Origin of the sequence: Streptomyces sp. KL2, from assembly GCF_046529545.1 — a bacterium.
Taxonomy (GTDB): domain Bacteria; phylum Actinomycetota; class Actinomycetes; order Streptomycetales; family Streptomycetaceae; genus Streptomyces; species Streptomyces radiopugnans.
The window spans coordinates 5,023,414-5,036,847 of the sequence record NZ_CP127170.1 but is presented as its reverse complement, the minus strand read 5'-3'; the positions used below and the strand labels follow the sequence as shown (position 1 = coordinate 5,036,847).

The following is a 13,434-nucleotide window of genomic DNA, read 5'->3' as shown; positions in this document are numbered from 1 at the left end:
CGGTGGCTGCGGCGATCCCGGAAGCGGCAGGAGCGGAAGCGGGCCGGACCGGGCCGGACCGGAAGGGGCGGACGGGGCGGACGGGAGCCTGGACCGTCCGCCCCGGTCCGGCCGGCCTCACTCGGGTAGGAGGTCCCCGATCAGGGCGAGGTTCTGGATGGCGGCCAGGCCGTACAGGGCGGTGGTGTTGGTGTCCACCCAGGCGGCCCCGCTGCCCTCGACCAGGGCCATGGGCCCGCTGATCTTCTCCGTCTTCCAGGGGGAGGACTCGCTGTAACCCCAGGCGTCCTTGGTGAAGAACTCGCGCCAGGCCCGGGTGCCGTACTTCTCCCGCTCGTCCTTCAGCCGGGAGGCCGCGTAGGCGGTGAGGCGGGAATGGCCCTGCTGGAGGATGAGGTTGGTGGCGTAGCCGCCGAGTTCGGCCTGCTGCTCGGCCCGGGTGGCGCCGTAGAGGCGGCAGTACTGGAGCCAGGCCTCCTCGAAGCCTTCCACGTCGGTGAGGTGGATCAGCTCGGCGCAGATCTCCACCTGCCCGAACATCGCGCTCAGATGGCTCATCGAGACCTTCTTCTCCGCCTCGGCGAACTCCCCGGTCTCGATGTCGTAGCGGCCCTCGCCGGTGCAGAACCCGTTGGGCATCCGCGCGATGGTGCGCATGGTGGCCTTCAGCTTCTTCTCGGCCCTCTCCGCCTTGGGGCCGCGGCGCTCCCACTCGGTGAGCCAGGCGGCGGCCAGCCCGCTCCAGTCGGTGCCCAGCCCGATGCCCAGCGCCCGGGGGTCGGGCTCGTAGGGCTCGGTGCGGATCTTGCGCAGCGGGTCGAGGGCGAGGAAGGTCTCGTCGGAGTCGACCAGGGCGTGCATCAGGTCGCCGCAGCGCTCGTCGGCGGTGAGGAAGTAGTACGGGCGGCGGTAGACGGCGGTGGAGATGCGCTGCTGCTTGGCGCTGTCGGCGTAGTGCTGCACGCCGTGGCGGGTGCCGAGCCCGGCCCACTTGCCCAGGTGGTAGACGTCGACCTCGCCGGTGTGGCGGGTCATGGCCTCGGCGAAGCGGAAGACGTCGGCGCGTCCGGAGCGCAGGTAGGCGTACCACAGCCACAGGTCCGGGGAGAGCTCGGAGTTGTCCCAGGCGTAACCGCCGACGTCGTAGCGCCACTGGTGCCGGTCCGCGTCGTAGGTGTGCATGATGTCGCCGTAGTCCCAGAAGCCGTACCAGCGGCGCTGCTCCACCTGGTCGCGGTAGTAGTCGAAGAGGAAGTCCAGGTGGTCCTCCAGCCTCGCCTTCGCGGGTGTGGAGCGGTCGACGGGGGCGAACAGTGCGCCGAGGACTCCGGCGGCGGCCAGGTGCGCGGGCGGGGCGGCCAGCTGCGGTGGGGTCTGCACGGCCTCGGCCTGGCGGGCGAGGGTCTCGGCGGCGGGGGTGGCGGCGTTGGCCCAGAACATCAGCTCGCTGGTGCGGGCGATGCCGTAGGGGGTTCCGAAGCCGGGTTCGTAGTCCTCGTAGGTGATGTTGAGGCCCTCGAGCTGCTCGGCGTGGGTGTCCTGGCCCATGCCATCGTGGTAGAAGCGCAGGTCCATCGGCTGCGCCTCGGGCGACCACAGCCAGAGGGTGACCTCGGCCTCGTCCGTGGCGGCGCCGCGTACGTCGAGCTGGGCGGGGTGCTTGCGCCAGAAGTCGCGCAGTCCGAAGGAGAGTCCGCCGCCGGCCCCGCCGACGTAGCCGAAGCCCGAGGCGCGGCGCCCGCCGCCCGCGGCGATCCAGCCGTGGCCGGGCTTGGTGCGCTTGCGCACGGTGAAGCCGTCGGCGGAGAGCTGGGCGAGGGTGTAGTCGCCCCAGGTGGGGATGAGGTGCAGCCGGCTGGTGACACGCTGGTCCCAGGTGGCGGGATCGGGCAGCCTCTCACCCCTGACCTGCTTGGCGCGGACCTCGGCGCCGGGGTCGCGGCGCAGTCCGGTGATGCCCCTGACCGCCTCCGACAGCAGACCGCGGCCCTCACCGCCGAGACGGACGTGGCGGTCGTGGTGCTCGTCGCGCATGGGTACGGTGAAGCGCACGCCGAGGCCGCGGACGAAGTCCTCGTGCTCGTCGCCGTCGAAGGTGACGGTGTGCAGCATCCGGAAGGCGTCGGATCCGGCGTGGAAGTACAGGCGGACGGAGAACGGCAGCCAGCCGCGGCTCCCCCGGCGGTGCCTGCCGTCGACGCGGACCACCGCGCGGACGGGGCCGTCCTGTTCGACGGCGACCTTCTCGATGTCGCCGTCGAAGCGCTGCCACTTCTGCGTGCCCTGGTCGCCGTCGTCGATCCTCCCCTGGCGGAGCAGGACCAGGCGGCCGTCGCGGGCGATCTCGGTGGAGCCCCGGCGCACCGACTTCACCAGGGATCCGCCGTCCCCGCCGATGCGGGCGGTGACGGTACCGGTGTCCACCACGACGTCGCCGCCTTTGCGGGTGACGGTGAGGGCCTTGGCGGGTGCGGCGGGCGCGTCGCCGGGGGTGAGGCGGTAGGAGGCGGCGTTCCCGGCCTGGGGGCCGACGGCGTGCGCGGTCCACTTCAGGGTGCCGTCGGGCCAGTACGCGGTGGGCCAGGTCTGGACGGGGACGGCGGTGCCGTCCGCGGCGCTGAGCGAGAAGGGGGTGCCGGCCTTCAGGGCGCCCATGGGCCAGGGCACTCCGAAGGTGTTGCCGGGGGCCTCGCCGAGGCCGCCGTCCTCCAGCCAGGTGATCTCCACCGGGCCGTCGGCTCCCTTGGTGCCGGTGGCGGCGCCGGCCGGGCGGGCCGCGTGGGCGGGGGTCCCGCCGAGCAGCCAGGAGGCGTGGGCGGCGGCGCCGGCGACCGCGGCGGCCTGGAGCACGTTCCGTCTGGGGATCGGGGACATGACGCTCCCATTCTGATGTCAGGGCCATGACAGTTCGAGGTGCCGGCCGCCCGGCGGTGGCGCCGGACGGCCGGGTCGGGAATGCGGTCAGGGGCGGCCGTACCGCCGCTCGGCGGCGACCGCGCAGGCGGCCAGGCAGCCGAGCGCCGGGGCGGCCAGGGGCGGCAGCATCCATGCGGCGACGCCGACCACGGCCAGCCCTCCGGCCAGCAGCAGCGAGCCGCCCGGCTCGGTGCGCAGGGTGCGCAGGACGGCGGCCCGGCCGGTGCGGAACCAGTCCGCGCCGGGGCGCCAGGCTGCGGCGGTGCGCAGCCCGGTGACCACCACGGCCACCGCGGCGGCGGCCGTGACGGCGCCGACCGCGGCCACCACGGGGCCTCCGGGCAGCAGCCCGGAGGAGACCACCCGCAGGTCGAAGGCGAGCAGCGCCAGGGCGGCCCACCACAGCAGCGAGAACCGCCAGCCGGTGCGTACGGCCGCCGCCCACTCGGCGGCGAACTCCCGCCACCCCGCCCGCTCGGCGTCCAGGTACCGCCGCAGGTGCCCGCAGGCGGCGGCGAACGCGGGCAGCGCCGTCACCAGCGCGAGCGCGGCGAGCAGCAGCCACACCCCGGCCAGCAGGCACTCGGCGAAGAGCGCGAACCGGGCGGCGAGGGGCCGCCGGTCCGCACTTCCGGCGGCGCCCGCGGCGGTGTCCGGGGATGTGTCCGGGGAAGTGTCCGCGTAAGCCCGCGCCGCGGCGCCCGCCCCGCTCATCCCTTGAGCCCCGAGGTGGCCGCGCCCTCGACGAGGTAGCGCTGGAAGGCCAGGAAGAACAGCAGCACCGGCAGCAGGGCCGCGACCGACATGGCGATCATGCCGCCGTAGTCGGCGAGGCTGTCCTGGTCCATGAACATCTTCAGACCGAGCGAGACGGTGTACTTGTCGGGCTCGTTGAGGTAGATCAGCGGCCCGAGGAAGTCGTTCCAGGCCCAGATGAAGCTGAAGATGGCACTGGTGATCAGCGCCGGGCGGCACAGCGGCAGCACGATCGTCCAGTAGATCCGCCAGTGGCCGCAGCCGTCGATGCGGGCCGCCTCGTCCAGTTCCCTGGGGAGGTTGCGCATGAACTGCACCATCAGGAAGACGAAGAAGGCGTCCACCGCGAGGAACTTGCCCAGCAGCAGCGGCACATAGGTGTTGATCAGCTCCATCTTCTGGAACAGCACGTACTGCGGCACCAGCAGCACGTGGACGGGCAGCAGCAGGGTGCCGATCATCAGCGTGAACAGCACGTTGCGGCCCGCGAAGCGGATCCGGGCGAAGGCGTACGCGGCCAGCGAGCAGGAGAACAGCACACCGATCACCGAACCCAGCGCCACCAGCAGCGAGTTGAGGAAGAACGTCTCGATGCCGATGCCCGCGATCCCGTCGGCGAGCCGCTCGTAGTTGTCGGTGATCGGGTCGGTGGGCAGCAGTTCGAGGCTGCCCACGATCTCGTTGCCCGGCTTGAGGGAGCCGCCCAGCACCCACACCACCGGGTAGAGCACCACGGCCAGGAGGGCCAGCGCCCCCAGGTGCCACAGGACCGACCGCGCACCGCGGCGCGCCGGGGCGCCGGCCCCGCCGCGCGGGGGGCGGACGGGACGGGCGGTACGGACGGTGCCGGTGGGCGCGCTCATCGGCCCCCCTCCTCGTAGTGCACCCAGCGGCGCTGGGACCAGAACAGCACGGCGGTCACCACGGCGATCCCGGCGAGCAGCATCCAGGCCATCGCGGAGGCGTAGCCCATGCGCAGGTTGGAAAAGCCCTGCTCGTACAGGTACCAGGTGTAGACGAGCAGCGAGTCGCCGGGGCCGCCCGCGCGTCCGCCGCCGGGTCCGGCGATCACGAGCGCGGAGGTGAAGATCTGGAAGGAGTGGATGATCTCCAGCAACAGGTTGAAGAAGAGTACCGGGGAGATCATCGGCAGGGTGATGGAGCGGAACCGCCGCCAGGCGCCGGCTCCGTCCACCTCGGCCGCCTCGTACAGCTCGCGCGGCACCTGCTTGAGGCCGGCCAGGAAGATGACCATCGGCGCACCGAACTGCCAGGCCGACAGGGCGATCAGGGTGGGCATCGACCAGTCCGGGTCGCCGACCCAGCCGCCGCCGTCCCAGCCGAACAGGCTCAGGGACCGGTCGACGACCGCGTCGTCCTGGAACAGGGCCCGCCAGACGATGCCGATGCTCACGCTCGCCCCGATCAGCGAGGGGGCGTAGAACGCCGAGCGGTAGAAGCCCTGCCCCTTGCGGGGCCGCACCAGCAGCATCGCCACGCCGAGCGCGACCGCGAGCTTGAGCGGGGTGGCGATCAGCACGAACACGGCCGTGACCCGGACCGACGTCCACCAGCGGCCGTCGGAGAACATCTCGGAGAAGTTCGCCAGACCCACCCAGCGGGGCGAGTCGAAGAGGTTGTAGTCGGTGAAGGCCAGGTAGAGCGAGACGAGCATCGGCCCCAGCGTCAGCAGCAGGATGCCGACGCACCACGGGGAGAGGAACAGGTAGCCGGCCAGGGTCTCCCGGCGGGCCCGCCGCCGCGCGGTGGAGGCGGGCCGGGGGGCGGGGGCGGACGGGGCGGGGCGGCGGGGGGTCTCCACCGCCCGCTCCCCCTCCGCCCCGGCCGGTGCGGGGGTGTCGGTACGCATCACGGGACGTTCTCCTCGGGTCAGGAGCCGAGGGCGGTCTTGGCCTCGTCGAAGAACTGGGACACCGCGTCGTCGACGGAGACGGATCCCTGGGCCACCGAGCCGTAGATGCTCAGGAAGGCGGCCTCGACGGTGTCGGTTCCGGCCGGGTGCGGCGTGATCGGCTCGAGGTAGTCGGTGACGCTCTTCTCGTACTCGGCGATCTTGGCGTCGGGACCCTCGGGCTTGTAGGCGTCGAACTGCGCGTTGGTCGGCAGCACCCCGCGGTTGTAGCCCATGATCTTCCCGACCTCGGGGTCGTTGACCATGAAGTCGATGAACTTGGCGACCTCCTCCGGGTGCTTGGTGCGGGCGGAGGCGCTGAGCATCAGCGAGGAGAGGTACTGCCCGGTCCGCTCGCCGTCCATGGTCGGGATGGGCGCCAGGGCGAGTTCCCTGTCCGTCTCGGAGACGTAGCGGACCAGGAAGTTGTCCCAGGTGAACTCGGCGGCCGACAGGCCGGCGCTGACCTCGGACTTGGGCTTGACCTGCTCGGCCTGCTTGGCCGGGACGAGCAGGCCGTCGTCGAGCTTCTCCCGGTAGTCGCCCCACCACTTCTTCAGGTCGGCCTCGGTGAAGCCGAGCCCGTCCTCGGTGAAGAACGCCTTCCCCTGCTGACGCAGGTAGAGGTCGTACAGGTACATCACGCCGCCGTTGTTGCTGGCGCCCCAGAAGTCCTTCCCGGATCCGCTGATCTTCTCGACGGCCGCGTCGAACTCCTTCCACGTCCAGCCGTGCTCGGGGGTGACCCCGGCCTCCTCGAACGCCTTGACGTCGTAGACGAGGGTGAAGGTGTTGGCGCCGACCGGCACGCCCAGCAGCTTTCCGTCGACCTCGCCGGCCCTGCCCAGTCCCTGGCGGAAGTCGTCCAGGTTCAGATTGCCCGCCTTCACCTGGGTGTCGAGATCCAGCAGCAGGTTCTTCTGCCCGTACTTGCGCAGGAAGGCATAGGAGTTCTGGAAGACGTCCGGCGGATTGCCGCCCGCGGCCTGGGTGTTGAACTTCGTCCAGAAGTCGCCGTACTCCTGGAAGTCGGTCTTGACCTCGATGCCGGGGTTCTCCTTCTCGAACAGGTCCACGGCCCTGTTGATCAGGTCGGCCCGGTCCTGCGCGCCCCACCAGGAGTAGCGGATGGTCACCTTGCCGTCCGCGCCTCCGTCGCCGCCGCCGCATCCGGAGGCGAGCAGCCCCAGCGCGGCCAGGCCGGCCCCTATCGCCCGCAGGCCCGTGGTCCTGCTCCGTCGAGAACTCATCGAAACGCCCCTCCCGGGCGGGTTCGTCCCGCCACCCCGGTTGTTTGAAACGTTTTAGGCAAGCGCTTGCCGGGCTAACTTAGGGACGAGCGGCAGAGGCGTCAACGGTTCGGACAGAATTCACCGGCGGGCATCCGGAGCGTGTACGGGTGCGCACGGGCCACACATGGAAGAGGCCGGGGTCCCGGCAGGCTCCGAGCCTGCCGGGACCCCGGCCTTCGGTGGGCGATACTGGGATCGAACCAGTGACCTCTTCGGTGTGAACGAAGCGCTCTCCCGCTGAGCTAATCGCCCGGGTGCGGCGACAACATTACCGCATGTCAGCGACTGCTCGTGACCCCCTCGCGCCCACCCCGGGGCTCCCACCGGCTCAGCTCGCGACGTCCCACGGCATCGCCGTCCCGTACAGCGCCAGGTACACGGCCACCAGGGCCGCCGCGACGGCCACGCCGAGCACCGTGAGCACCATGTTGCGGCGCCGCACCTTCGGGTCGAGCGCGCGCCTGGCCGCCTCGGAGACCTTCCGCCGCGTCCACCGCAGGACGATCTGGGCCCAGACGAACTCCGTCGCCCAGACCGCCAGCCCCGTGAAGATCACCAGCCAGCCCGGCCCCGGCAGCGCCAGCATCAGCACTCCGGCGATCACGATGGCGAGCCCGACCAGGAAGACCCCCACCTGCCAGCTCAGATGGAGCGCCCGGGACGCCTTGATGAACTGCGGCGCCCGTGAACCGAGGGCCCGTTCCTTACTCTCGGTTTCCACCCGCCCCAGATTACCCGAGGCCTCTGCACCGTTCGCCCGAACAGACCACCGGTTAAATCCGCATTCCTCCATCTGAATGATGTGAAGGGAAACAAAAGGGGCAGAGGGGTTTACACCCATCCCGTAGGTGGCATGTCGATTTCGCCGACGTGCGAATCCCCGAGCGCACACTGAGCGAAAGGCCCTGGCGCTTATGAACACCACGGTCAGCTGCGAGCTGCACCTGCGCCTCGTTGTATCGAGCGAGTCCTCCCTGCCTGTGCCCGCGGGCCTGCGGTATGACACGGCCGATCCCTACGCCGTGCACGCCACCTTCCACACAGGTGCCGAGGAGACCGTCGAGTGGGTTTTCGCCCGCGACCTCCTCGCCGAAGGCCTGCACCGTCCCACAGGCACCGGCGACGTCCGTGTCTGGCCGTCCCGCAGCCACGGTCAGGGCGTCGTCTGCATCGCTCTCAGCTCACCGGAGGGCGAGGCGCTGCTGGAGGCCCCCGCGCGGGCCCTGGAGTCCTTCCTCAAGCGAACGGACGCCGCCGTCCCCCCCGGCACCGAGCACCGGCACTTCGACCTCGACACCGAGCTCTCCCACATCCTCGCGGAGAGCTGACAGACGCCGGCACCCCGCTGCCGTCCGACTCGGGGCGACGGCTCGGGGCCCGGCCCTCCCGGCCCGGCGACGGCGACGCCGCCGCCACGTATCACCGTGGCGGCGGCGTCGCCGTGTCCGGGAGCGACTAGAGTCTCACCGCAGCAGGGCCCGCAGGGCTGCCGACGAGACACCGGCCAGGGAGCGACGACCGTGCTGATCAACCACGACACCCGGTGCGCTCTCGACGCCGTCGTCGATCTCCTGAACACCGCGCCCGACGAGCACACTCCCGACACGCTCGCCGACGTCGGCGCGCTGCGCGCCTTCGTCGAGCGCAACGCCGTCAGCGACGTGGGCGCCCTGGACGAGACGGACCTGGCCGCCGTGCGAGAGGTGCGCGAGCAGTTCGGGCGGGTCTTCGCCGCCTCCGACGCGCACCGCGCGGCCGAGTTGGTGAACACACTGGTCGCCGCCGCCGGCACCACGCCCCGGCTCACCGACCACGACGGCTACGACTGGCACATCCACTACTTCGCACCCGGCGCCTCCCTCGCCGACCACCTCGCCGCGGACGGCGGCATGGCCCTGGCCTTCCTGGTGGTCGCCGGGGAGCGCGAGCGGCTGCGCCGCTGCGCCGCCCCCGACTGCCGCCGTGCCTTCATCGACCTGTCCCGGAACCGCTCGCGCCGCTACTGCGACAGCCGCACCTGCGGCAACCGTCTGCACGTGGCCGCCTACCGGGCGCGGCAGCGCGAGGCCTCCGGAAGCTGACCGGGACCGGCCGGGGAGCGCCGGGGCCGGGGAGCGGAGCAGCCGGCGGTCAGAGCAGGAACAGGTCGTGCGCCGCCGCCAGGAAGACCAGTGCGCCGACGACGGCCAGGAAGAGCATCAGCGGCGGCTGGGAGAGGGCGAACAGACAGCCGCGGGGCTCGGGAAGCCCGGCGGGCGGTCCGCCGGGCCGTACGCCGGGGCCCGCCTCGTGCGGGGAGCCGGGAGCACGGTCCTCGGTCGTGTCGGTGGCGGCGCTGGTGGTGATGTCGGTGGTGTCGGTGGTGTCGCGCATCTCGCCGCGATGATGACGCAGGCCGAGGTGGCGCGCGGTTCAACACACCACCGCGCGGGCCCGGTTCACCGGATTCAGATGCCGTGTTTCCTCAGAATCGCTTCGATGTCCGAGAAGTCGTCCGCGTCGGTCGCCCCCGCCGGCCGCTTCTCACGGCCCCCGCCTCCCCCGGCGCCCTCGCCTCCGAGGGCCGGCCGGGAGGCGGCGGACTCCGCCGCGCGGCGCCCGCCGCGCCCGGATCCGGTGCCGCCCTCGCGGGCACGCGTACGCCTCCCGGCGGCGCGGCCCACCACGTAGAGGACGAGGGCCGCGGCGAGCACCCCGAAGCCGGCCCAGACCGTGGGTTCGAGCACCAGGCCCGAGGCCCAGGACGCCACCGCCCCTCCGATCTCGCCGAACATTCCCAGCAGGCCGGACATCGCCAGTCCGACGGGCACCAGGGAGAGGGCCGCTATACGGGTGGCCGCGGCGAAGCGGCGGCGGTAGGCCGTCAGGAAGGCGACGGCCAGTCCCGCCGCGGAGAGCGCCGCGCAGACGGTCGTGGTCAGCATGTATCCATCGTGCCGCTTCCCGCCCCGTATGTGCCATGCCCGGCCCCGTGGCCCGGGGAGATTTCCGGGATCCCCCGGCCCCGGCCCCCTTCCCGGACCTCACGGTCTCCTCCCCGGGCCGGACTGGGAGACTGTCCGCATGAACGACACCCGCCCCGCCCGCCCCGTCCTGGACGTCTGGTGCGAGCTGCAGTGCCCGGACTGCTACCGGGCCATGGCCGACCTGCGCGTGCTGCGCGAGCGGTACGGCGACGCCCTGGAGATCCGGCTGCGCCACTTCCCCCTGGACAAGCACCGCCACTCCTACGCAGCCGCCCAGGCCGCCGAGGAGGCGTACGCGCAGGGCCGCGGCGACGAGTACGCCGAGGCGGTCCTGGCCCGCGCCGGGGAGCTGGGCGAGCGCGGCGAGGAACTGCTGCTGGAGGTGGCCCGGGAGACGGGTCTGGACGCCGAGGAGATGGACACCGCCCTGGTCGACGGGCGGCATCTGCTGGTCGTCGACGCCGACCAGGCCGAGGGCCGGGCGATCGGGGTCACCGGCACCCCGACCTATGTGATCGGCGGCGAGCGGCTGGACGGCGGCAAGAGCCAGGACGGCCTGCGCGAGCGGATCGAGGAGATCGCCGACCGGCTGCTGGCCGGGTCCGGGGAGGGGACCGGGCGGCACGGCTAGAGCAGCGGCTTGTGCAGGTGGTGGGCGGTCGGCCGGTGGCCGAGCGACTCGTACAGCCGCAGGGCCGCGGCGTTGTCCGTGAAGACGTTGAGCCCGAGCGTGCGCACCCCGGCCGCCAGGCACTCGCGCTCGGCGGCGAGCATCAGCGTCCGGCCGTGGCCCCGGCCGCGGTGTGACGGGGCCACCTCGACGTCGAAGACCCAGGCGCCGGATCCGCGCGCACGGGCCGTCGCCAGCCAGAGCGTGCCGACGTCCTCTCCCTCGTGGACGAGGACGCGCAGGGCGGTGCCCGCGGTGTCCGGCCCGTCGGGCAGCAGCCCGGCGTGGTCGGCCTCGGACCTGAGGCGGGCCCACTCCGGGTCCGTCCCCCACCCGGCCCAGACGCGGGCGTAGGCCTCCCGGCGGCTCTCCAGCCAAGCCGGGTACTCGTCCGCCCCCAGGGGGCGCACCACGCTGCCGCCGGGCAGTACGGGCGGCTCGGACAGCTCCTTGGCCATGCTCCGGCTGCGCTCGGCGTACCCCAGGGCCGCGGCCAGCCGCAGGGCGGGACCGGCGTCCGCCGGGACGCTCGCCTCGATCCGGCGGCAGCCCCAGCCGCGCAGCACCTCCTCGGCCGCGAGCGCGGCGACGGTGGCCCGGCCCCTGCGGCGGTCGGGTCCGTGGACGGCGAGTTCCTCGATGCGGCCGGCCGACGGGCCGAGGCGTCCGTCCGCGGCCAGCCGCACACGGCCGACGGGGCGGCCGTTGACGCAGATGTCGTACGAGCGGGAGCGGGCGCCGTCCGCGGCGCGCCGCTCGGGTCCGGTGGGGCGCAGGGTGGTGGTCATCGACTGGGTTCTACCCACCTCGGCGCCCCGCCCGTCACCGGGACACGGGAAGACCGGGGACACCGGGGCACCGGGGGCGCGGCCGCCGCCTCACGGGTCGATGTCGGCCGCCGAGCGCTCGGCGAAGATCCGCATCGCCTTGGCCGTGACCGGTCCCGGCGCGGAGGGCAGTTCGCGTCCGTCGATCCGGTGGACGGCCTGGACGTCGCGCAGGGTGGAGGTGAGGAAGACCTCCTCGGCCCGCTCCAGGATGTCCATCGGCAGATCGGTCTCCTGCGCACCCGTCCACTCGGCCACCAGCGCGCGGGTGATCCCGGCCAGGCAGCCGGAGGCGAGCGGCGGGGTGTGCACCTCTCCGTCGAGGACGACGAAGACGTTGGAGCCGGTGCCCTCGCACAACCGCCCGACGGTGTTGCCGAACAGGGCCTCGGAGGCGCCCTGCCGGTGGGCGTGGGCCAGCGCGACGACGTTCTCGGCGTAGGAGGTGGTCTTCAGACCGGCCAGCGCGCCGCGCTCGTTGCGGACCCAGGGGACGGTGACGACGGCGGTGGTGTCGGGGCGGGGCTTCGCCTCGCCGACGGCGACGACCAGGGTGGGCCCGGCGTCACCGCGGTCGGAGCCGAGGGGGGAGAGCCCACCGGTGTAGGTGATCCGCAGCCGGCCCAGCGGCACGGGGTTGGCCTCCACCACGGCGGCGCAGGCGCGGCGCACCTCGTCCCGGTCCGGCTCGGGCAGGCCCAGGCCGCGGGCGGAGACGGCCAGGCGCTCCAGATGGCGGGTGAGGGCGAAGGTGCGCCCGTCGACGGCCTTGACCGTCTCGAAGACCCCGTCGCCGACGGTCAGTCCGTGGTCGAGCACGGACACCCGCGCGGCGTCGGCGTCCCGCAGTTCTCCGTCCACCCAGATCAGCGTCATGCCCCAGCTCCTCCGGTCCCGCCCGCCGTGCTCGCCGCGCCGGTGGTCCGGATCGCGCCGCTCGCGGAAGGCGTCTTCGCGTACTCCCCCGACGCTACCGCGAGCAGCCGCTCCGCCTTGAGCTCGGTCTCCTCCCACTCCCGCTCCGGATCCGAACCCCAGGTGATCCCGGCGCCGGTGCCGAAGCGCAGCGCCGGGCCGCCGGGCGCGGTGCGGTCGATCCAGAAGGTGCGGATGCCCACCGCCAGCGCTCCGGTGCCGCGGTCGGCGTCCACCCAGCCGATGCCGCCGCAGTACGGGCCGCGCGGGGCGGTCTCCAGCGAGCGGATGACGCGCAGGGCACTGGACTTGGGGGCGCCGGTGACCGATCCGGGCGGGAAGGTGTGCTCCAGCAGCTCGGCCCAGCCGGCCCCCGGGGCCAGTTCGCCGCGGACGGTGGAGACGAGGTGGACGAGTCCGGGGTGCGGCTCGACGGCGCACAGGGCGGGGACGGTGACCGATCCGGTGGCGCTGACGCGGCCGAGGTCGTTGCGGACCAGGTCCACGATCATCACGTTCTCCGCGCGGTCCTTGTCCAGCAGGTCGGCGGCCGTACGCCCGGTGCCCTTGATGGGACGGGACTCCACGGTGCGTCCGCGGCGGGCGAGGTACAGCTCGGGCGAGGCCGTGGCGACCTCGACCCCGTGGGCGGGGAGGCGGACGGTGCCGGCGTGGGGGGCGGGGTTGCCGAGCGCCAGGAGCGCGGTCAGTTCGTCGGGGTCGGCGGCTGCCGGGTCGGGCAGCGGCGCGGTGAGCACGCGGCAGAGGTTGGCCTGGTAGACCTCGCCCGCCGCTATGTGCTCGCGTATGCGCCGCACGCCCGCGGTGTAGGCGGCGCGGTCCAGGGACGACGTCCAGGCGCCGGCGTCCGGTCCGCGCCAGCGCCCCGGACGGGGGCGGGGTACGGGGGCGGGCCGCACATCGCCGAAGCGGGCGCAGACCAGGCGGCCCTCGAAGTCGGCGACCACCGCCCACCAGCCGGTGGAGTCCAGGGCGGTGGGATCGCTGGTGACGTCCCGCAGGTCGGTGGCGACAAGACCGCCGAAGCGGGCGAGAGGGGCCGGATCGTGCACGCGGCGAGTCTACGGCGGGCACGCTGGGGAAACGGAATTTGAGCTGGCCCGGGAATCCGCTAGAGTTCATGTCGTCACCGAGCGCGGCAGCGGGCGGTGACGGCAGC

At 72.9% G+C, this 13,434-nt stretch carries 14 protein-coding genes and 1 tRNA gene; 3 read left to right on the top strand and 12 right to left on the bottom strand.

Annotation, left to right across the window (positions count from 1 at the left end):
* Window positions 1–117 precede the first annotated feature (117 nt).
* From QPK52_RS22710 to QPK52_RS22680, 7 genes are all read right to left on the bottom strand, one after another.
* Window positions 118–2,874, bottom strand: a complete 2,757-nt coding sequence (locus QPK52_RS22710; protein ID WP_410539297.1) for a Tat pathway signal sequence domain protein — start codon at window positions 2,872–2,874, stop codon at window positions 118–120.
* An 87-nt stretch (window positions 2,875–2,961) separates the two neighbouring features.
* On the bottom strand, window positions 2,962–3,630 hold the full coding sequence (locus QPK52_RS22705; protein ID WP_410539296.1) for a hypothetical protein: 669 nt from the start codon (window positions 3,628–3,630) through the stop codon (window positions 2,962–2,964).
* Window positions 3,627–4,535 (bottom strand): carbohydrate ABC transporter permease, encoded by a 909-nt coding sequence (locus QPK52_RS22700; protein ID WP_410539295.1) that lies wholly within the window; start codon window positions 4,533–4,535, stop codon window positions 3,627–3,629. The genes QPK52_RS22705 and QPK52_RS22700 overlap by 4 nt, the downstream gene beginning before the upstream one ends.
* Entirely contained in the window at window positions 4,532–5,542 is a 1,011-nt protein-coding gene (locus QPK52_RS22695; protein ID WP_410539293.1) for a carbohydrate ABC transporter permease, read from the bottom strand. The genes QPK52_RS22700 and QPK52_RS22695 overlap by 4 nt, the downstream gene beginning before the upstream one ends.
* Window positions 5,543–5,562: 20 nt before the next feature.
* Window positions 5,563–6,834, bottom strand: a complete 1,272-nt coding sequence (locus tag QPK52_RS22690; protein ID WP_410539292.1) for an ABC transporter substrate-binding protein — start codon at window positions 6,832–6,834, stop codon at window positions 5,563–5,565.
* A 222-nt stretch (window positions 6,835–7,056) separates the two neighbouring features.
* Window positions 7,057–7,128 (bottom strand) — tRNA-Val (locus QPK52_RS22685).
* Window positions 7,129–7,204: 76 nt separating this feature from the next.
* Entirely contained in the window at window positions 7,205–7,669 is a 465-nt protein-coding gene (locus QPK52_RS22680) for a TIGR02611 family protein (RefSeq protein WP_410539291.1), read from the bottom strand.
* A 121-nt stretch (window positions 7,670–7,790) separates the two neighbouring features.
* On the opposite strand from QPK52_RS22680, the gene QPK52_RS22675 reads away from it, so the two are divergent.
* Together QPK52_RS22675 and QPK52_RS22670 are read left to right on the top strand one after the other, a co-directional pair.
* Window positions 7,791–8,204: an SsgA family sporulation/cell division regulator gene (locus QPK52_RS22675; RefSeq protein WP_003959770.1), complete on the top strand. Its 414-nt coding sequence runs from the start codon at window positions 7,791–7,793 to the stop codon at window positions 8,202–8,204.
* 192 nt (window positions 8,205–8,396) lie between these two features.
* Entirely contained in the window at window positions 8,397–8,957 is a 561-nt protein-coding gene (locus QPK52_RS22670; RefSeq protein ID WP_093662486.1) for a CGNR zinc finger domain-containing protein, read from the top strand.
* Window positions 8,958–9,006: 49 nt separating this feature from the next.
* On the opposite strand, the gene QPK52_RS22665 is transcribed toward QPK52_RS22670, so the two are convergent.
* Window positions 9,007–9,249, bottom strand: coding sequence for a hypothetical protein (locus tag QPK52_RS22665; protein ID WP_410540492.1), 243 nt, complete (start codon window positions 9,247–9,249; stop codon window positions 9,007–9,009).
* Window positions 9,250–9,323: 74 nt separating this feature from the next.
* Window positions 9,324–9,800, bottom strand: coding sequence for a hypothetical protein (locus QPK52_RS22660; RefSeq protein WP_410539286.1), 477 nt, complete (start codon window positions 9,798–9,800; stop codon window positions 9,324–9,326).
* A 139-nt stretch (window positions 9,801–9,939) separates the two neighbouring features.
* Here QPK52_RS22660 and QPK52_RS22655 point away from each other — a divergent pair, with 139 nt between their 5' ends.
* Window positions 9,940–10,473: a DsbA family protein gene (locus tag QPK52_RS22655; protein ID WP_410539285.1), complete on the top strand. Its 534-nt coding sequence runs from the start codon at window positions 9,940–9,942 to the stop codon at window positions 10,471–10,473.
* Here QPK52_RS22655 and QPK52_RS22650 read toward each other — a convergent pair.
* The 3 genes from QPK52_RS22650 to QPK52_RS22640 form a co-directional block, all read right to left on the bottom strand.
* Entirely contained in the window at window positions 10,470–11,300 is an 831-nt protein-coding gene (locus tag QPK52_RS22650; RefSeq protein WP_410539284.1) for a GNAT family N-acetyltransferase, read from the bottom strand. The two genes, QPK52_RS22655 and QPK52_RS22650, sit on opposite strands and share 4 nt — an antisense overlap.
* Window positions 11,301–11,390: 90 nt before the next feature.
* A complete protein-coding gene (locus QPK52_RS22645) occupies window positions 11,391–12,215 on the bottom strand; it encodes an aminotransferase class IV (RefSeq protein WP_410539282.1) in 825 nt (274 codons plus the stop codon).
* A complete protein-coding gene (locus QPK52_RS22640; protein WP_410539281.1) occupies window positions 12,212–13,327 on the bottom strand; it encodes a chorismate-binding protein in 1,116 nt (371 codons plus the stop codon). Before QPK52_RS22640 ends, QPK52_RS22645 begins: the two co-directional genes overlap by 4 nt.
* Between the last annotated feature and the right edge of the window lie 107 nt (window positions 13,328–13,434).